Source organism: Acinetobacter sp. YH12200 (genome assembly GCF_013418175.1).
GTDB lineage: Bacteria > Pseudomonadota > Gammaproteobacteria > Pseudomonadales > Moraxellaceae > Acinetobacter > Acinetobacter pseudolwoffii.
Window position 1 is genome coordinate 69,383 of sequence record NZ_VPCO01000001.1, and the last position, 19,418, is coordinate 88,800.

Here is a 19,418-nt window from a genome sequence, read left to right on the forward strand (position 1 = left end):
CAATTAAGTTTGAGCGCCCTTCTTGGCGGCATAACGTAAGAAGCATAAGCTATGAAAGAAATATTAAAAAATTTAGTTGAAACGACAACGCTTCCTGAAGATAGTTATCTTGATCAAGATGCAGAAATTCTTGAAATTTTTGTTGAGGAAATCGAAGAAATCTTCGTTGAGTTAAATGCTTTATTTCCAGAATGGCTGGTCAATCCAGATCATCAGGAAAATCTGAAGACCATTCGCCGTCATTTTCATACCCTGAAAGGTTCAGGTCGTATGGTCGGTGCAAAATCGGCAGGGGAAATGGCCTGGGCAGTTGAAGATACCCTGAACCGGGTCTTGTCCGGTTCAATTCAGCTGACAGCGATGGTGCAAAAATTTGCCCAAGCGGTACTGAATGTCTATCAATATGCTTTATATCCAAAATTCAAACATGTACAGGAATTGGATCTCGACCTGCGTCCAATGCTGCTGTTGGGACAACAATTACAACAAAACCTTTCACCTGAACCTGCGTTAGAAGAATTATTAGCATTGGCCGATCATTTGACTGCCGAAGGTCAGACCACGGGGCTAGAAATTGCGGATCATAATCTAAGTGAATCTGCTGCTATTATCGAAACAGCGCCGGTAGAAGTAGCGGTTCGCAATGATATTGAAGAAACCGTGGCCATCTTCATTGAAGAAGCCGAAGAGCATTTGGAAACGATTGCCACCTTCCTGCGTACTGAAGATGAAAAATCACAAGATTATAATGCTCTGATTCGTGCTATTCATACCTTGCGTGGCAGTTCATCGATGGCGCAGATTGAACAGATTTTTGAAGCCAGCTCTAAAGTTGAACAGTTATTTAAAACCTTGCTACAAGATGAAATAGTCTCGACCTCAAAAGAAACAGCCTTACTGATTCAATATGCCGAATTTATCAGTGACTATGTGCATTTATTAGGTCAGGGGGATACCGAAAAACTAGATGCGGTCTATGCCACTTTTGAAGCAGTCTGGAGTGATTATGGCTTTGCGGTCACTGAATCAGATGCGGTTCAAACCCAAGGTCTGGTGTCCAAACTGGTTGAGCTGGATATTGACCTGTTGCTCGATGCTGAGTTTGAATTCGATAAACGCGCACAAGTCGATTATCCGGAATATATCCAGGCACTGAGTCAACAGGCTGCAGAATTACTGGCGCATACTGATAGCCGCGCGGCCAAAGGAATTCATGAATTCACGGCAGATCTGAAATCGGCTTATGATGCCCTGCTTAAAAAGCCGGTGCTGTTAAACAGCAATTATGCTTATGAACTGTTTGCACAGGCACATCAGGAATTTATTCATTTATTTGATACCCTGGCCGCAGGACAGCGCGTCATTCTGAATGATGACATTCAAAAAACTTTAAGTGAACTGTCGGCATTTGTACAACAGGATCTTGAGATCTTTGCGGAAGATACTGAAACGTCAGGCCTTGAGCCGACCACAGATATTATCTCAACGGCTGACACCTTAAGCACAGGCAGCGTAGATTTTGCTGCCTTGAGCCAGCGTATTGCAGCCGATCGTCAACAGCGCGAGAGTGCTGAAACCAACCGTGATTTCGATGAAGAACTGTTAGGTATCTTTCTGGAAGAAGCCGATGAATTGCTGGCAGGTATTGATGAAGATCTGAATACCTGGAGCAAAAAACAGGATGATACGACTTCACTGAACAATCTGATGCGTCATTTGCATACCTTAAAAGGTGGTGCAAACATGATTGCGGCTTCGCATATCGGTTTGATTGCCCATGAACTGGAAAGTATTTATGAACGGGTGATCCGTCAGCAGATTGCCGTAACACCTGCTTTAATCCAGATTGTCCGTCTGGTACAGGATAACGTGTCCGACCGTATTCAGTCCATTCGAGATGATGGCATTGATTATCCGGCGACAGAAGCGGTGGCAATTTTACAAAATATTCAGGCACTACTTTCTGGGCAAACGCTGGCTGCTGTTGAAAGCACAACTGCTGAATTCAACGTGACCGCGTTAGAGATGCTATCGACTCCTGAAGTGCCATTCGAAGAATCAGTGGCGACAGAACAGCCTGCAACTGATCTGGCTGAAACAGAAAAATTAGTTGAAATCCCTAGATTTACTGAAAATCAAGTTGAACGCTCTGAAGAAGATGAGCTGAAATCAATCGTTGAAGAAACCTTCCTCGAAGAGTCTGAAGAAATTCTGGCCAATGCAGAGAAGCTGCTCAATCAATGGTTTGATCAGCGTAGTGACCGTAGTTTATTACTTCAGTTACAACGTGCTGCCCACAGTATTAAAGGTGGTGCACGCATGATTGAAACTGAAGAGGTGGCCAGCATTGCCTATGAACTGGAAACCACTTTCGAGCAGTTTGCAGTTTATCAATTTAACTCGAATGCCTATGATGGCTTATTGCAGAAAACACTGGCCTGGTTAAAACAGGCAATTTTCCAGCGCGACTATAGCGGTTTTGAGCAGCTTCAAAGCAGTCTGAAAAAGATTGCTTATGTGGACGTCACTGCGCAATTGCCTGAGCGTCTGGCAAAAACAGAACATCTGGTGGTCAGTACCGACTTTGGTTTTGTTGAGGGTGATGGTACTGAACCGCCACAGATGATGGGTGAGTGGGCGAATACAGGCAGTAGCGATAGCAATAACGAGATGATTCGTATCTCTGCTGATCTGGTCGAGAAGATGATTGACCTGTCGGGTGAGAACTCGATTAACCGTTCGCGGATCGAGATGGATCTGGGTCAGCTTGGCAATACCCTGAACGAGATGGAACTGGCGATCAAACGACTTGCCGACCAGTTGCGTCGAATGGAAGGCGAGCTGGAATCACAGATTATTGCCAAACATGGTTCAGAAAATTCGCGCTATGCCGACTTCGATCCGCTGGAAATGGACCAGTATTCATCGTTGAACCAGTTATCCAAATCTCTGGCAGAATCAGCATCGGATCTGGTCGATTTCAAGAGCACCTTGGCCGACAAGATTCGTGAAACTGAAGGTCTATTATTACAACAATCGCGTATTCAGGCCGAGATTCAGGAAAGCCTGATGCGTACCCGTCTGGTGCCGTTTGACCGGATGTTGCCGCGTTTACAACGTATTGTGCGTCAAACCTCAACCACCTTGAACCGTCCTGCCGAACTGATTGTGCAGAATACTGAAGGTGAATTGGATCGTAATATTCTGGAACGTCTGGTTACGCCATTTGAACATATGTTGCGTAATGCGATTGACCACGGTCTGGAAGATACCGCAGATCGTCTGGCATTGAACAAGCCGGAAGTGGGTTCTATTGTATTGAACATCAGCCGCCAAGGAACCGATGTCATCGTTTCTTTCAGTGATGATGGCAAGGGGATCGATGCGGAGAAAATTCGTGAGAAAGCCCTCAGTCTGGATCTGATCAAAGCCGACCAGCCGATTGATCAGGATGAAATACTACAATATATCTTCCATCCTGGTTTCACTACCGCAAAAGCAGTCACCCAGATTTCCGGTCGTGGCGTTGGTCTGGACGTGGTACAAAGTGAAATCAAGTTGCTCGGTGGTCATGTTTCGGTCAGCTCGGAACTGGGTAAGGGCACGGTCTTTACGATTCGCGTACCGACGACAGTGGCCGTTAGTGATGCCTTGATGGTGAAAGCGGGCGATCAGCAATATGCAATTTCTCTGGCGCAGATTGACCGAATCGTGCGGATTGCGCCGACCACATTGGAAACTTACTTTAACAGTAAAGACGATTACTTCAAGATTGATGGTGAAAACTACAAGCTGCGTTATCTGTCTGAATTTGTCGGTACTCAGCCGATTCCACGTCTGAATAATGTCGGTCATTCATTGCCGGTGCTTCTGATTAAAGGCAACAGTGGCCAAACCATTGCCTTGCTGGTCGATCAACTGGTGGGTTCACGTGCACAGATTGTGGTGAAACCGATTGGACAGCAGTTTGCCAACATCGGGGTAGTGGCGGGTGCTACGATTCTGGGTGATGGTCAGGTCTGTCTGATTCTCGATGGCCAGAATATTGCGCGTCAGATTCAGGCGACACAGCGTGTGAAACAGATGCATGATCAGCGTGATGGTTCGCGTCATTCCAATGCACGCCGTCTGGTGATGATTGTCGATGACTCGGTGACAGTACGTAAGGTAACTTCGCGTCTGCTTGAACGTCAGGGCTATGACATTGTGACCGCCAAAGATGGTGTAGATGCGATCGAGCAGCTAGAAAATGTCAGACCGGATCTGATGCTGCTGGATATCGAAATGCCACGTATGGATGGTTTTGAAGTCACCAACCTGGTTCGTCACCATGATATTCACCGTGACTTGCCGATTATCATGATTACGTCGCGTACTGGTGAGAAACATCGTGAACGTGCATTCAGTCTGGGCGTGACCCACTATATGGGTAAACCGTTCCAGGAAGCTGAACTGCTGGCCAATATTCAACAATTAATTGCCGAAAAACAGGGGTAATCGATGAGTCAGAGCAATTCGACGAGCAAGATGGCTGATCAGATTAGCCAGCAGGAACTTCAGCATCTGATTACGGTATCGACCGGATTTATTGATGCCTATATTATTGACTGTCATGGCAAAGATCCGATGTTATTGCCACAAAACATTGTGCTGTCAGCGCTGGACAGCACTACCCAGGTCAAGACAGTGGAATGGCATGAAGCACAATTGCCAGTCTATGCCATCAATGAGCCTTCACGTCAACATGGCGTGGCACTGGTGATTGAAGGTGATGAGATCAATCAGCGTTTTGCCCTAATGTGCAATGAAATGCCGAAAACCATCCGGATTCGTATTTCTGAAGTGGTCGATGTCGATCAGCCGGTGAATGACCCTGCAATTTTCCAATATGTACGAATGAATGAACAGCTGTTTCATATTCCGAATATGACGAATATTCAGGCTACAATCGGGCTGTAATGCAAACTATTAAATATCAAAAAGGAACTCCATGGAGTTCCTTTTTTATTGCGTTATGAATTTACTTAATTGGCAAGTAAATTTACCAAAATCTGCTCATAAATTTCAGCCAGTGGCTCCAGATCGGCAATATCAACATGCTCATTGATCTGGTGGATGGTGGCATTCAATACGCCAAGTTCCAGTACCTGTGCGCCTGTAGGTGCAATAAAGCGGCCATCCGAGGTTCCACCAGAAGTAGAAAGCTCGGTTTCAGTACCGGTGACATTTAGAATAGCGGTTTTAGCTGCATTGACCAGCTCGCCGACCGGGGTCAGAAATGGCAAGCCCGACAAAGTCCAGGAAATGTCATAGTCCACACCGTGACGATCCAGAATTTCCACAGTACGTGCTTTAAGTTCTTCGGCAGTCACTTCAGTTGAATAACGGAAGTTAAATAGCAGATTCATGCTACCCGGAACAACATTGGTTGCGCCTGTACCCGAATTGATATTGGAAATCTGGAAAGTGGTTGCCGGGAAATATTCATTGCCATGGTCCCAGACGGTGTCACACAGCTCGGCAATCGCTTTAGAGGCACTATGAATCGGGTTCACTGCCAGATGCGGATATGCCACATGACCTTGTTTGCCTATTACCGTGAGATTGGCATTTAAAGAACCGCGACGGCCATTTTTGACAATATCCCCCAGTTTATGGGTACTTGACGGTTCACCGACCAGACACCAGGTAATTTTTTCATTACGCGCTTCCAGGGTTTCAATGACCTTGACTGTACCATTAATTGATGGGCCTTCCTCATCTGACGTAATCAGGTAAGCAATTGAACCTTTATGATTTGGGTATTTTTCTACAAAACGTTCTGTCGCTACGATCATAGCTGCCAAAGCCGTTTTCATGTCGGCACTGCCACGACCATAAAGTTTACCTTCACGGATTTCGGGTAAAAATGGATCTGAGTTCCAGTCATCCAGGTTGCCCGTTGGCACCACATCGGTATGGCCAGCGAAACAGAAGACCGGACCTTCTGTGCCTTTGCGTGCCCAGATATTATCGACATCTTCAAAACGCATGGATTCAATATTGAAACCAATCTTTTTTAAACGTTCCGCCATAATATTCTGGCAGTCATGATCAATGGGGGTGACAGAAGGCTGACGTAATAGTTGCAGGCTTAAATCGAGAGTAGCGGAAGAGCTCATGCGGTTTTCAACAGTCGATAATTTTCTCGGCTCTATAATAGGCGAATATCGGCTTGAATGTGAACGATCGATATAAAAAAACCCTATCTGAGATAGGGTTCTATGAGCATTTAAGAAAAAACTAGTTTTGACGGATTTCGTCAGAGGTTTTTTCAGCAGTATTGGTTACCGCATCGCCCGCCTTAGACACGTCTTTGCCCATACCTTTTACGGTGTTACAGCCAGTTAATACAAAAGCCATCATTAATGAAGCAGCAAGAATTTTTTTCATCATCATCTCCGTATAATCAATAATAAAATTATTATGATGTGGAACTTAGAGTAGAAAATATACGCACTAAAAAATATGTGGTTTTCATAGTGCTTCGGTTAATAAATGTAATGCTTTATAGGGGCTTATGTGATGGATACTGGCTTAGTACCGGTTGGCGATACATATAGAAGTCATTGCGATCGATTTTTTTATAGAGACCATCCGTCCACCAGGTCGCAGTCAAACTGCTTGGCTGGGCTTGCGGATAAATCCATTCATGCCGTTGCAGGCGATAGAACGCATCTTGTGCAGCAGGAATATGCTGTCCCCATAGACCTAGGCGACGCTCGGTATTGATCCAGGTGGGAATAGGCTGGTCAGCATGATGGGTCGGCAGATACAACTGTCCCTTCATCACACAAAAACGTTTTTGAATAGAATGTGCTAAAGCTTCATCAAATTGGAACTGTTTTTGTGTGAAATGGTTCATTTTTCTGATTAAGGTATCGGTGCGGTTCAGGCCGTACCAATGCGGCAGACTAAAATCTGCTTCGGCCAGATAATATTTCAGGGCAATTTCCCAGTGTTCAACCAGTCCGGTATCGGTATTAAGGACTAGGAAATCCAGTTCACCCAAGGTTTTTGCACCCTCAATTTGCTGAATACTATGACCGAGTAGCCGATAGGGATGATAAGCATCGTCGAGTAACCAGAACCAGACCAGCATTTCAAAGCGCAGCCCCAAACGCGTGCTTTTCAGTTGCTGCACAAACTCGATTAATTCTTCTGGATGCTGATCGAGAAATTCCAAACGTGGATGATACTGGCTAAGATATTGCTGCCAAGTCTGGCTGTCATGCAGCTCAAAGCGATGTATGAGTTCAAGCTCCTCGGGAATACCGGACAGAATATTCGGACTGCCGACAGCAAATGCCAGTTGCCGTACCAGAGGATGTTGATAACGATGCCATGCTTCTACAAAATTTTGGTTTAAACTGGAAAAAGACATGGTACAACCTGTGAAAAGTGCAGAAATACAACGGACAGTATCGGAAAACGCTTTATACTACCTGAATTCTGCGGTTAGGGTTGATGTATGAAAGTGTTGTTTTGGCGGAGTCTGGTGGTGCTGTTTGTGATCCTGGGCTTTATCGGTGCAATCCTGCCGGGTATGCCAACAACGGTCTTTTTGATTCTGGCTGCTTGGGCGGCATCTAAAGGTTGGCCACAAATGGATAACTGGTTATTGAACCATCCCAAATATGGCTCGACTTTAAGAGATTGGCGGGCACATGGTACTGTACCGCGTAAGGCCAAATGGCTGGCCAGTATCATGATGCTGATCAGCGGGATTATCATGCTGTTTACTACCGCACCCTTGGCAGTAAAAGCCTTTACCAATATCACCATGCTGATTGTGGCCATCTGGTTATGGCGACGTCCTGAACCGGATCAGGTGATGCTTCATCAAGAAACGATTCATCCTGAAAAGACAGAGATAAAGTTAAAGAAAACAGAGTCAAATAAAGTAGATTCAGAGAATAACAAGTCATGAATACCTTGCATCTGGATCAAGCAGATATCCTGATTGATCTCGCCCAACAAAAGCTGTATTTGCCACGTCTAAACAAGCAATATCTGATTTCCACTGGTAAAAATGGCATTGGTGAAACTGAAAATAGTGGCAAGACCCCACGTGGCTGGCACAAGATCGCTGAAAAGTTTGGCCAGAATGCACCTTTAAACAGTGTATTTATTGCACGTCAGGCGACGGGTGAAATTTATGATGCTGAATTGGCAGCAGAGTTTCCGCAACGTGACTGGATCTTGACCCGTATTTTATGGTTGAGTGGGCTTGAAGCCGGTTTTAATCAAGGCGAGGGCTGCGATACCTATCAACGTTATATCTATATTCATGGCACGCCAGAAACAGAAATGATGGGAGAGCCGCTTTCTCATGGCTGTATTCGTATGCGGAATCTGGAGGTCGCTGAACTCTTTGACCTGGTGGGTGAGAATGCCTTGGTGTATATCTCGGAACATGCATTAGATTCAAAAATGCTGAAGGGTGTGCATACTGAATAATGAATCGATCTTTAATGTCATGTGAAAATGATTTTGTTTTTACGGGCGGGATGAGATGATTTAATACAGTTTAAGACATTTATTAATCTGATCCAGATCCTATTTTTACAGCATGAAACGGGTTGAATCATCGTCTAAAGCTAAACTTTATCGCTATTTTTCACATAAAAATAAATGACAGTTGAAAGATTACATGAACACAACGCCGAGTAATTTTAAAGCTTTGTATAATTCTTGATCGGAACTAAAGCATACTGCCTGAGTGAGTCTGAAATCTCGCAAGAGAAGACAGGAAATTTTGTTGTGATTTTCATTTTGGAAATTAAAAAATTTCGGTAGAGACTTAAAAAATAAACAAAAAGTGTTGTTTTTTTTAACAAACAACCTATTTTTTAATCACTCACACCTAAAAAGTGGAAAACATTCCGAAAAGCGTTTGACAGGCTGTGCAGATTCTCTATAATGCACCCATCAAACGATGATAGACGTTTAGAAAGGGCGCTTAGCTCAGTTGGTAGAGCGTCTGCCTTACAAGCAGAATGTCGGCGGTTCGATCCCGTCAGCGCCCACCAAGCTCTTTCATGTTGAGACCTTATAGTTGCAGCGGTAGTTCAGTTGGTTAGAATACCGGCCTGTCACGCCGGGGGTCGCGGGTTCGAGCCCCGTCCGCTGCGCCACTTTAAGATCTTGATTCTCGTTTGCCACAATAGCGATATTGTGTAAATGCAGCGGTAGTTCAGTTGGTTAGAATATCGGCCTGTCACGCCGAGGGTCGCGGGTTCGAGTCCCGTCCGCTGCGCCATTTATACGATAGACCTTTTGAGGGCGCTTAGCTCAGTTGGTAGAGCGTCTGCCTTACAAGCAGAATGTCGGCGGTTCGATCCCGTCAGCGCCCACCATAATCTTTTGCGATGCAGCGGTAGTTCAGTTGGTTAGAATACCGGCCTGTCACGCCGGGGGTCGCGGGTTCGAGCCCCGTCCGCTGCGCCATTTCAAAAGAAATTAAATTTAGGTCCCTGAGCTTAAATTTGATTAAACTAAAGATTGACACTCTTTATCAGGGCGCTTAGCTCAGTTGGTAGAGCGTCTGCCTTACAAGCAGAATGTCGGCGGTTCGATCCCGTCAGCGCCCACCAATTCTTACGATGCAGCGGTAGTTCAGTTGGTTAGAATACCGGCCTGTCACGCCGGGGGTCGCGGGTTCGAGCCCCGTCCGCTGCGCCATCCTAAGATGAGAAGCTTGGATTCCTGAGATCTGAGTGTTCAATATACCAAGACATTCCTTGTCTTGCGTCATTAAAAACAACGCTGTTGTTTTTCTCAGGGCGCTTAGCTCAGTTGGTAGAGCGTCTGCCTTACAAGCAGAATGTCGGCGGTTCGATCCCGTCAGCGCCCACCATATCTTTCTTGCCTAAACACTGAACATTTCATAGAATTTGAAGTCTATAATAATTTGAAGGTTTCACGACGATGAGAAATCCATATCAGCGCAAGGCAGCGACCAAATCTCAAACTACATACGACCCTCAACACCTTTATAAACAATATATTGAATCGATTGTCGCGAATGCCGGCATTTTTGCGCTTTATCAGGATGGCTGGGCTTTGTGTGCTACGCCGACTGGACAGCGTGCATTTGCTTGCTGGCACAGTAAAGGTCTGGCTCGTCTGCTGATTAAAGACAATTGGGTGAATTATGATATTCAGGAAATTGGTCTCAAGGATTTTGTAGAGAAAGTGATTCCGTTTTTACGTCAGGAAAGTACCATTGTGTCTCTTGATCTGACGCCAGAAGGGCAGAATATTCTGGTGGCACCGGAAAAATTATTACTGGATATCAAAAATTATCTGTATCAGATCTATGTGCAAAAGCCGGAACTTTTTAAAAATCCGGATATGCCTTTGCCAAGACACATTCGTTTAAATTAATTTTCTTGTTGTTAAATAGCTTGTTTATTGGAACAGTGAATATTCATTCAGCAGCCAGCCATTAATCAACGCAAAATATTCACGTAGCCATGAATGGTAGCGAGCATTCTGAGGAGTGCGGGCACTCAGACTGATCACTTGCTGATAGCCCTGATGTCTGGCAATGGCACGGGCACGCGGGCTATGAAAATCGTTGGTCACAATCACAATAGGCTCATTTCGATCAATATTCTGTTGTTGCAAGATCGCCTGAGAATATTGCAGGTTCTGTTGGGTGCTTCTGCTTTGATCTTCTAAGCGAATCGGGTTTTTGAGCTGCGGATAGGTCATATGAATATAATGTTGCATGACTTCAGCTTCGCTTTGTCTTTCCCGGAAATTTCGTCCCCCGGTCATAATCATCAACGTATCTGGATATTGTTCTGCATATTTTGCTGCAGTATCCAGACGATTTTTTAAGATGGGTGAGGGTTGACCCTGGTTAATCCCACTACCTAATACCAGAATCGCTGTAGCCGGTTGTGCAGGAATATTTGAGTTAATCGACATCTGGATATAAGCGAAGAAAGCCGCGACACTGATGATCCAGAATAAAAATCCGCCCCAGAGACTGTTCCAGAACAATGTTCTGAGTCGAGAATTTTGTTTCCAGCGCTGAATAGATGAAAAAAGCAGGGCATACAGGATCAGTGCCACAGCAATGATGATAGACAGCATGATACCAAAATGCCTTTGATCCTGATTCAGTAACCAGACGCTATTGATACAGAGGATCAAGCCAAAGATCAGACTGAGACTTCGTTTAAGTTGATTGAACATCCAAGTTTCCTTTTTTCTTATTCATATTTTTATTATTACTTTTGTATTTTCAAAAACCGGGCTATTGCGCCCGGTTTTTAGTATATCAGTTCATCTTAATATACATCACGGCGATAACGGCCATCCAGACGTAATTGATCGAGCAGCGTTTCACCAAGTATCTCGGTCAGGGCCTGATCGACATCACTGGCCATGCCATTGATGCTACCACAGACATAAATCACTGCGCCTTGGGCAACCCAGGTTTTCAGCTCTTCAGCCTGTTCCCGTAATTTATGATGCACATAGACTTTTTCCTGCTGGTCACGAGAGAACGCAAGATCCAGCCGTTTCAGGGTTCCCATTTGCAACCAGGCCTGAATGGTTTCTGCAAAGAAAAAATCATGTTCACGCTGACGTTCACCGAAGATCAGCCAGTTTTGGCTGTATTCCTGACGGTTACGGGAACTGAGCAGACTCATTAAACCAGCAATACCGGTACCATTCCCAATACAAATGATCGGACGGTTATCATCAATCAGGTGGAACGATTCGTTGCTGCGAATGCGTAGCGCAATCGGTGCATTGAGTGCGGCATGCTGGGTTAACCAGCCTGAACCCAGACCTAGATTTCCATTCGCATCAGCTTGCTGACGTACCACCAGACGCAGGACTTGCTGACTTGGAATGCTGGCAATCGAGTATTCACGTGATGCCAAAGCCGGTAATTGCTTGAGGAGCTGATCCAGTGAATCAAAAGGTTCAGCCTGAGTCAGATCACGATCCCAAAGCGCGCGCTCAATGCTTTGCTGCATAGAAGGCACTTGTGTGCCGGCAGCAATATTGTGTTGTTGCATAAATGCCTGAATACGTTCCGGACTGTTAGCTGGCTGAATCTCGGCAATATCACCTGCTTGCCAGATTGCTTCATGCTCAGGAATCAGTTCGATATTAAAGGCAGGAGCACCCAGACTACCTGGATTGAGGATTTCACGTTGAGTCAGTGTCCACTGATCAAAGGTTTTATCGATACCCATGGCTTGCAGTTCAAGGCGAGTTACTTGTGCCAGTGCAGTATTCCATTGCTGGATGTGCTCATTATTGGCATTATCCACTTCAATGGTGGTGAATAACTGCTGGGCACCATTTTGCTGCAACCACTGGTCAATACGGTGACCAAAACTGCAATAGCTATCCGGATATTCTTGAGAACCGAGCGCCAACACCGCATAATTTAAATGCCGCAGATCAGCTTTGCCGGACAGGATTTTTTTCTCAAAAGAAGAGGCCAGATCAGGTGCTTCACCTGTGCCATAAGTACTGGCAACAAATAATACCTGCTCGGTTTGCTGTAAATCGGCAAGCGTCAGTTGTTGTACCGCTTTTACTGTTGCTGGCTGACGCGCTTCCTGCAGGGCAGTTGCTGTACGCCAAGCCAGTTGTTCTGAGACACCTGTTTGTGATGCATAAGCAATCAGCCAAGGTTTGGCATTTTCATCTAAGTCAACTGGAGTGACACCCTGACGCGCTGCCAGCGTTAAGCGCTTCTGTTTACGACGTTTCAGATACAGCATCCAGCCTGTCACAAAGAATAATGGCATTAACAAGGCTGCGACCATGGCAAAGAACTGGTAGATCGGGCCGAAGAAGCTGCCACGATGCACCGGTAACATGCTGCTCATGATCTTTTCATTGAGCTTTTTATCTTCATAGAATTCAACTTCTGTAAATTCGGCTGTCTGGTAATTATAAGTGGCACTGTTCCGCGCACGTTCATGCTGGGCAACCGGATCGACAAAGCTGAGCTGCATGCTGCCGTCGGGTTTTTTGGGAAGATTAAAGGTTACTGTGGAATATTTATCTGAAAATTCAGTATTAAAGCCAGTCCAGCTCAAATCTAGCGCGCGGCCAATCTGTTCTGGATTCATGCCTTCTTCGCGTCCTTCACCACGTGGGCCGCGTTCGCCACCTTGACGTCCTTCACCACGATTATTGCCCGCATTGGCTTGCATGGTAGGCTGTGGACGTTCAACGCCGAGAACTTTAAACATCCCGCTACGCCACCAGTCATAGGACCAGTACAGACCAGTACAAGCCAGAATCAGGTAGAAAATCACCACCCAGGTTCCCACAACAGCATGCAGATCCCAGATAAAATTACGGCCTTTCAGCTTGGGTTTTACAAAGAACCATTGCTTGATCGAATGACGTTTTGGCCAGCGCAGGTAAAGACCGGACAAGACGAAAAAAATCAGCATTAAAGTACAAGCACCGGTAATCTGTTTGCCGACCGGGCCAACCGTTAAATTACGATGCAGTTGCTGAATAAACTGGAAAAATTCCCGACCCTTAATTTCAGGCAAAACTTCGGCAGTATAGGGATTGATCAGGATGTTATGACCACGCCGTGCTCCCTCTTTGGCAATATTTACAGTACTTGAAGCACTTGGATCTTGTGCCACGCTAATACTGTTAATCTTCATCTCTGGAGTGGTATTTTGAAAATGCTGATACAGCTGAGCAGGCGTAAGTTTGTCACCTTGCTGAACCTGAACCGTATAACTGTCGTTATTTATCCATTTTAAGATTTGTTGTTCATAGGAATAAATTGCGCCAGTGACGCCCATCAAAGAGAGGATTAAACCTGCTGTAATCCCCAGAAACCAGTGGATTTGGAAAAATGTTTTTTTAAACATGGTCGTCAGATTAAGGGTGAGCTTTATAAAAGTGGCCAAATTATAACTGAACTTTAATACTGAATTATAGGTGTTGAGGATAATATTTATTCTCATTATCATTTATTGTTTTAGGATTAAAAAAACCTCCATGCCGGGGCAGGAGGTTTTTTATTGAAACGTGTACAAGTTTAGATTTGTTTGGCTGCGCCAACTTCTGCTTCTAGATGCTTACGAATCGTGTTAAAAGAAAAGTTTTTGCTGTCCAGACGTTTAGGCAGGATATAAGCACCTTGCTGGCCTTTTACCTTGAAATTGACCAACATGAATTCTGGTGTGTTGTACCATTCATAAATGTCTTTCCAGCTGATCGCACCCACACCTTCCTGCATGCCCATTTTCTGACGCATGATGATGCCGTGCGGTTGTACGCCCAGACGAACACCTTTGATTTCCTGTACCGGAAATTCGTTCATCTTGCGTTTAACATACCATTCCAGACCAAAGGTACGGATCAGGTAATACAACACCACACAGGCAATCGCCACCCAGCAGAACACGGTTGAATAGTTCTTGAGAAGCAGAAGGCCCAGAATAGAAAGTGCAACAACAGCACCCATGATCAGCCATGCTTTCATGCCAATTTTATTGGTACTACGCCAGATCACCAGCTGAGCATGACGCTGCTCGGCTTCTGAAATTTCATAGTTCACAGGCTGTAGGGTATAAGCGTATAAATTTTTCGCGGTCATAGTGAAACTAGCAGATTTAAAACTGTAAAAAGTTTAGCATTAATTGTACCAATTCAGTGAGTATATTGTTCCAAAATCATCCAAATTATAAGGAACCGAGTTCTGTTGCCTGTTCATCACGCTCATGGCTCAAACTTTGTTTCAATTGGCTCAACTGGTTTAAAATACTGAACATTAAAGACAGCTGCTGCAAAATGATCAGAGATTTCTGATCTTGTTCCTGATCATGTGATAGACGCTGACGAATATGGACAATCATATTTTGCGCCCTGAAATCGGGCGTTTCGTCTCGTAATAATGCACCGCGAATGTTCTCTAATGCATTATCCAGTAAATTCAGAATGTCCTGATCCTCAATTCTTCCCCGGTGCGCACCCAGCGCGGCGATATAACTGATAAAGGTATGGTTCAGACACAGGAACTCAAAGGCCAGCGATTTTTGTACCGGATCAATATCCGGTTCAGTGGCCAGGGTCGAAATGAGTGAAGCCACCTCTGCATCGGTATTGTGGGCAGCACGGCGCACAATCCGATATTTCAGGCCATTATTACGCCCCGATTTATATTGCTCGATCACTTCACTTAAATAGTCCGCTTCTGCCTGCAAGCTGCGTTTGATACTGCGCGGCAAACGTCTGAACTTCCAGTCCGGGAAAATAAAGCTGACCCCGAACCAGGCAATGGCACAGCCAATCAGGGTATCAATCATCCGCGGGATAGCCGCAGCAAAGCCCATACCATCCAGATTGAAGTTGATCAAGGCAAGAATCGTGATAAAGGCCGTGGCTTGGGCATACTGTTTACTACGCAATTCAAAGAACAAGATCCCGCTGAACACCAGCAGTAATAATTGTCCTTCGACAGAAGGTACAAAATATAAAATGGCATAACCGAAAATAATACCGACCAAGGTACCGACAATCCGCAGACGTAAACGCCGCTTGGTGGCGTTAAAGTTTGGCTGGCTGACAAACAGTGCAGTTAATAAAATCCAGTAACCATATTCAATATTGCTGACCTGTACAAAGATATAGCTGATCAGCAGCACAATCGACAGGCGGATGGCATGCCGGAACAGCACCGATTCTGGAGTGAGATGCTGTTTAATTCGAACCTTGATGTCGTCCCAGCCTTTCAGGTCATCATCTCTGAGCTGGTTTTCAATATGTTTAAAACGCTCGGCTTTGATACTTTGCTCGGTTTCCAGGTTACGTAACTGGGCATCAATCGATTTCAGGTTCTGAAATAGTGAAAATAAAGCATTAATCCAGACCTGATCATAATGCTGATCCTGACGTAATTTCTCCAGAGACAGCCGAAGATTGTCAAAAGCATGCTTGAAGCGTTTGTTATGTACATAAGGCTTGCGCAGCAGCAAACTTTCACTCAGGTCCTTGCAGGCTTTGCCCTGAATCGACATGATGCGCTGAAAGCGGAACAGGATGTCGCTGTGCTGGAAAATCTTGGCCAGTTTCTGATAATCAATATGGGCTGAATCGGCACGTTCATGAATATCCTGCGCCACAAAATAATATTGCAGACTGCGACGGGTATCTTTTTGCCCACGGTCGCCTTTTAGACGGGTCAAGAGCGCCGTTTTCATTTCGTTAAAAATGGCAATCAGTTTGCCATTTTCAAGAGAAAGATCAATCATGCTCTGCTGATAACTGGTCGGGGTCATGTCCACATCAAACAGATTGGACTTGGCATATAAAAAGTCACCAAGCGAAGCATAAGAGGTGGCAAGCTTGTCTTGTGCCAACCGGGCAGGGAAGACCAGGAAGCTGAGCGTCGACAGAATGCCGTACCACATCGCACCGATGACCAGCAAGCCGGCCTGCTTATACCATTCATCGAACAGTTCGACACCCAGCATGGCATAGACGGAAACCACCAGACAGCCATAAGAAATTGTGGCATAGCGCCTGCCAAGGGAGCCAAGCAGAATCAGGCCAATACAAGAAACAATCAAGGCCAAGGCGAACAGCGGCGGATAAGGATAGAGCAGATAAACGCCAACCGCAGTAATAAAGAAACCCATGTAGGTATACAGCAGATTGAGAATACGCACCGAAAAGCGGTCATCAATATCGCTTAAACCGGCTGCGACCACACCTAAAGTCAGAGGAATCGTCATCAATTGTTGCCCCATAAAATAGGGAACAAAGGCGGTACCTGCAAATGCCGTCATCATACGCAGGTTATACATCAAGGTCGTATTATAGGTGGTTTGCTTGAGACGAGTGAGCCAAGATTTCAAAAGTCGTCCTTTATACTGCAGTCTTACAGATGAATCTGAATATGCCAATGAAAAATAGTAGGTTTATAAAATTTCATTTCAAGCTAAATCATACTATGCACTGTGTTAACTTGTCTGCATATTAGCGCTTTAAATCTTCATGCTTATGCCATCGAATAAAATCGTACAACCACCTTATGCCATGTCCTGGATTGTTTTGCTAGCGGCACTGAGTGCGCTCGGACCTTTATCCATTGATATGTATCTTTCTGCCTTGCCGGCGATGGCAGCAGATTTTGGCGTCAGTACCCAAATGGTCTCGAATAGCTTGCCGGCTTACTTCTTCGGTCTGGCTGTGGGGCAACTGATTTATGGGCCGATCAGTGACCGGATTGGGCGTAAACCACCGCTGTATTTTGGGCTGTGTTTATACATTGTGGCAAGTCTGCTGTGTGTGTTTGCGCAGGATGAATGGAGTCTGATCGCTGCACGGATTCTGCAGGCTTTGGGTGGTTGTGTCGGGGTGGTCATGGCCCGTGCGGCCATTCGTGATCGTCTGGATATGCATTCAGCAGCTCAGGCCTTTGCCAGCATGATGATTGTGACCGCCATTGCGCCAATCATCGCCCCAAGTCTGGGGGCCTGGGTGTTGATGTTTTATGAATGGAACATGATCTTTGTGGTACTGATGGGCTGTGGTCTGTTGAGTCTGGCCTGTGTACATTTTCTATTTAAAGAAACCTTGGAACCAGAACGCCGTCTCAAACTGAACTTTCAACAGGTATTAAGTTTGTACCGTACTATTTTTCAGGATCCAAGCTTTCGACGCCCGCTCTATGCCGGTTGTTTCTCCGGTGCGGTGATGTTCTGTTATATCAGTGCTTCTTCGGCCATTCTGATGGATCGTTATCAACTGACCGAGCAGCAGTTTGCTTATGCTTTTGGTGCCAATGCCTTCGGGATCATGCTGTTTTCGACCTTGAATAAACGTCTGGCTGGGCGATTCTCGATATTGCAGCGTCTGAAAATTGGCACCTGTCTGCAGTTTGCTGGTGTATTAGGGTTAATCTTGCTGGGCTGTCTGGACGTCGATTCTGTGTTCTGGGTGTTGTTAGGCATGTTTATTATGGTGGCATCCATCGGGTTTACTGGTCCGAATGCCATGGCTCTGGCAATGGCTGAACAGGGCGAGAGAGCAGGAACTGCCAGTGCGATTATGGGCAGTATGCAATTTGTTTGTGGCTTATTGGGCGGTGTATTACTGAATTTTCTGATCTGGCATGCCTTATTAAATATGGCATTGATCATGCTGGTTTTTGTAGGTATTTCCGCTTGGGCGATTTTTAAAATCAAGATGCCCAGCTTGAAAAATGCATAGATGCTGGGCGTTTTCTACAAATATTGAAAATGCTGGATTGTACAGAGGGCTAAGTGAGTTGACTTAGCCCTCCTTGCATTACTCATCGATAAACACGGCAAATTCCTCTACGGGAACGCGCGGGGTAATAAAGCTGTTAACAATCTGCTCTGGGTCAGCATAACCCAGTGTCATACCGCAGACCAGTTCTTCATCATCAGGAGCACCCACCAGATCAAGCACGATCGGATGAAAATGATTCCAGGCGGCCTGCGGGCAAGTATCCAGACCGCGGGCTTTTGCTGCAATCATGACATTCTGGATCATCATCGAAATATCCATTTTCGAACCAATGGCCAAAGAGCGATGTACGGTAAAAAACAGTCCCACCGGTGCATCAAATAATTCAAAATTACGCAGCTGCTGCCGTGCCATTTTTTCTTTTTCGCCTTTTTGAATATTCAGCAAACCATATAAGCCCCAACCATTTTCACGACGACGTTCAATAAACGGCGAGAGCCATTGTTCAGGATAATAGGCAAAGGTTTCTTGGTATTGTTCCGCCAGCTCGGGATTGGCATAGATTTGCATTTGGGCCTGACAGACGCGTTCTACCAGTTCATCGCGTTTTTTACCTGTCACAACATAGACTTTCCAGGGTTGGGTATTGGTGCCCGAAGGTGCGCGGCTGGCCACAGTTAAAATCTGTTTCAAGATGTCTGTACTGACCGGCGTATTTAAAAAAGCGCGCACCGAATGGCGAGAGGTGATCGTTTGATCTACAGCATGAACAAGTTTTTGATCCATTTTGATGTCCAATCGAATATCCATATGAAGTTTTGAATGACTATAAACTAAACAAACAGTAGGGTGGACAGAAAAATTAAATCGCGGGCCAGAATGGAAAAAGTATTTATCAGTGAAACAAAAGATTGATATCTAGCTTGATGTTTTAAATAGCCTCAGTCAAATAGTCAGGACATTGGTTAAAAAGCTTTGATGAAATTAAAAATTAGCTTAAAACTCGGATGCTTGAACCATTTGAACATACTAATTGCCTGCACAGATGAAGTGGATTGGGATAGAAAAGCACGTTAATTCCATTGAAATTTCTTGGTTTGATAAAGTTTTAAGTAAGAGATTAATATTTTTTTTCGATAACTAGAGAG

At 45.1% G+C, this 19,418-nt stretch carries 14 protein-coding genes and 8 tRNA genes; 14 read left to right on the plus strand and 8 right to left on the minus strand.

What is annotated here, in order from left to right; genetic code table 11:
• Positions 1 to 51: 51 nt before the first annotated feature.
• Together FTU90_RS00315 and FTU90_RS00320 are read left to right on the plus strand one after the other, a co-directional pair.
• On the plus strand, positions 52 to 4,497 hold the full coding sequence (locus FTU90_RS00315; RefSeq protein WP_180071789.1) for an Hpt domain-containing protein: 4,446 nt from the start codon (positions 52 to 54) through the stop codon (positions 4,495 to 4,497).
• A 3-nt stretch (positions 4,498 to 4,500) separates the two neighbouring features.
• On the plus strand, positions 4,501 to 4,959 hold the full coding sequence (locus FTU90_RS00320; RefSeq protein ID WP_005169706.1) for a hypothetical protein: 459 nt from the start codon (positions 4,501 to 4,503) through the stop codon (positions 4,957 to 4,959).
• A 65-nt stretch (positions 4,960 to 5,024) separates the two neighbouring features.
• Here FTU90_RS00320 and dapE read toward each other — a convergent pair whose 3' ends face one another.
• From dapE to FTU90_RS00335, 3 genes are all read right to left on the minus strand, one after another.
• On the minus strand, positions 5,025 to 6,161 hold the full coding sequence (gene dapE / locus FTU90_RS00325; RefSeq protein WP_159138274.1) for a succinyl-diaminopimelate desuccinylase: 1,137 nt from the start codon (positions 6,159 to 6,161) through the stop codon (positions 5,025 to 5,027).
• A gap of 121 nt (positions 6,162 to 6,282) precedes the next feature.
• Entirely contained in the window at positions 6,283 to 6,435 is a 153-nt protein-coding gene (locus tag FTU90_RS00330) for an entericidin A/B family lipoprotein (RefSeq protein WP_004280704.1), read from the minus strand.
• 112 nt (positions 6,436 to 6,547) lie between these two features.
• Positions 6,548 to 7,423, minus strand: coding sequence for a DUF1853 family protein (locus FTU90_RS00335; protein WP_180071790.1), 876 nt, complete (start codon positions 7,421 to 7,423; stop codon positions 6,548 to 6,550).
• An 87-nt stretch (positions 7,424 to 7,510) separates the two neighbouring features.
• On the opposite strand from FTU90_RS00335, the gene FTU90_RS00340 reads away from it, so the two are divergent.
• From FTU90_RS00340 to FTU90_RS00390, 11 genes are all read left to right on the plus strand, one after another.
• Positions 7,511 to 7,969: a YbaN family protein gene (locus FTU90_RS00340; protein ID WP_100329126.1), complete on the plus strand. Its 459-nt coding sequence runs from the start codon at positions 7,511 to 7,513 to the stop codon at positions 7,967 to 7,969.
• Positions 7,966 to 8,499 carry a cell wall-recycling L,D-carboxypeptidase ElsL gene (gene elsL / locus FTU90_RS00345; RefSeq protein ID WP_005097834.1) on the plus strand — a complete coding sequence of 178 codons (534 nt, stop codon included), beginning with the start codon at positions 7,966 to 7,968 and terminating at the stop codon, positions 8,497 to 8,499. Before FTU90_RS00340 ends, elsL begins: the two co-directional genes overlap by 4 nt.
• Positions 8,500 to 8,995: 496 nt before the next feature.
• Positions 8,996 to 9,071: transfer RNA gene (locus tag FTU90_RS00350), tRNA-Val, on the plus strand.
• 28 nt (positions 9,072 to 9,099) lie between these two features.
• A tRNA-Asp gene (locus tag FTU90_RS00355) sits at positions 9,100 to 9,176 on the plus strand.
• A 48-nt stretch (positions 9,177 to 9,224) separates the two neighbouring features.
• Positions 9,225 to 9,301, plus strand: a tRNA-Asp gene (locus tag FTU90_RS00360).
• A 21-nt stretch (positions 9,302 to 9,322) separates the two neighbouring features.
• Positions 9,323 to 9,398: transfer RNA gene (locus FTU90_RS00365), tRNA-Val, on the plus strand.
• A 14-nt stretch (positions 9,399 to 9,412) separates the two neighbouring features.
• Positions 9,413 to 9,489 (plus strand) — tRNA-Asp (locus tag FTU90_RS00370).
• A gap of 70 nt (positions 9,490 to 9,559) precedes the next feature.
• A tRNA-Val gene (locus tag FTU90_RS00375) sits at positions 9,560 to 9,635 on the plus strand.
• Positions 9,636 to 9,646: 11 nt separating this feature from the next.
• Positions 9,647 to 9,723: transfer RNA gene (locus FTU90_RS00380), tRNA-Asp, on the plus strand.
• A gap of 99 nt (positions 9,724 to 9,822) precedes the next feature.
• Positions 9,823 to 9,898 (plus strand) — tRNA-Val (locus FTU90_RS00385).
• Positions 9,899 to 9,969: 71 nt separating this feature from the next.
• Positions 9,970 to 10,428: a DUF2750 domain-containing protein gene (locus FTU90_RS00390; RefSeq protein ID WP_005097833.1), complete on the plus strand. Its 459-nt coding sequence runs from the start codon at positions 9,970 to 9,972 to the stop codon at positions 10,426 to 10,428.
• Between the two features lie 24 nt (positions 10,429 to 10,452).
• Here the strand turns inward: FTU90_RS00390 and FTU90_RS00395 are convergent, their stop codons facing one another.
• The 4 genes from FTU90_RS00395 to yccS all read right to left on the minus strand — a co-directional run bounded on the left by FTU90_RS00395 (position 10,453) and on the right by yccS (position 16,913).
• Positions 10,453 to 11,247, minus strand: a complete 795-nt coding sequence (locus FTU90_RS00395) for a YdcF family protein (RefSeq protein WP_159138272.1) — start codon at positions 11,245 to 11,247, stop codon at positions 10,453 to 10,455.
• A 95-nt stretch (positions 11,248 to 11,342) separates the two neighbouring features.
• Entirely contained in the window at positions 11,343 to 13,922 is a 2,580-nt protein-coding gene (locus tag FTU90_RS00400; protein WP_180071791.1) for a sulfite reductase flavoprotein subunit alpha, read from the minus strand.
• A 170-nt stretch (positions 13,923 to 14,092) separates the two neighbouring features.
• The gene (locus FTU90_RS00405; RefSeq protein ID WP_005169724.1) at positions 14,093 to 14,653 is read right to left on the minus strand and encodes a YcxB family protein; all 561 of its coding nucleotides are present in this window, start codon (positions 14,651 to 14,653) and stop codon (positions 14,093 to 14,095) included.
• Between the two features lie 85 nt (positions 14,654 to 14,738).
• Entirely contained in the window at positions 14,739 to 16,913 is a 2,175-nt protein-coding gene (gene yccS, locus FTU90_RS00410) for a YccS family putative transporter (RefSeq protein WP_159138270.1), read from the minus strand.
• Positions 16,914 to 17,052: 139 nt separating this feature from the next.
• Here yccS and FTU90_RS00415 point away from each other — a divergent pair, with 139 nt between their 5' ends.
• Positions 17,053 to 18,270, plus strand: coding sequence for a multidrug effflux MFS transporter (locus tag FTU90_RS00415; RefSeq protein WP_159138269.1), 1,218 nt, complete (start codon positions 17,053 to 17,055; stop codon positions 18,268 to 18,270).
• A 78-nt stretch (positions 18,271 to 18,348) separates the two neighbouring features.
• Here the strand turns inward: FTU90_RS00415 and FTU90_RS00420 are convergent, their stop codons facing one another.
• Positions 18,349 to 19,056, minus strand: coding sequence for a nitroreductase (locus tag FTU90_RS00420; protein WP_159138268.1), 708 nt, complete (start codon positions 19,054 to 19,056; stop codon positions 18,349 to 18,351).
• Positions 19,057 to 19,418 lie beyond the last annotated feature (362 nt).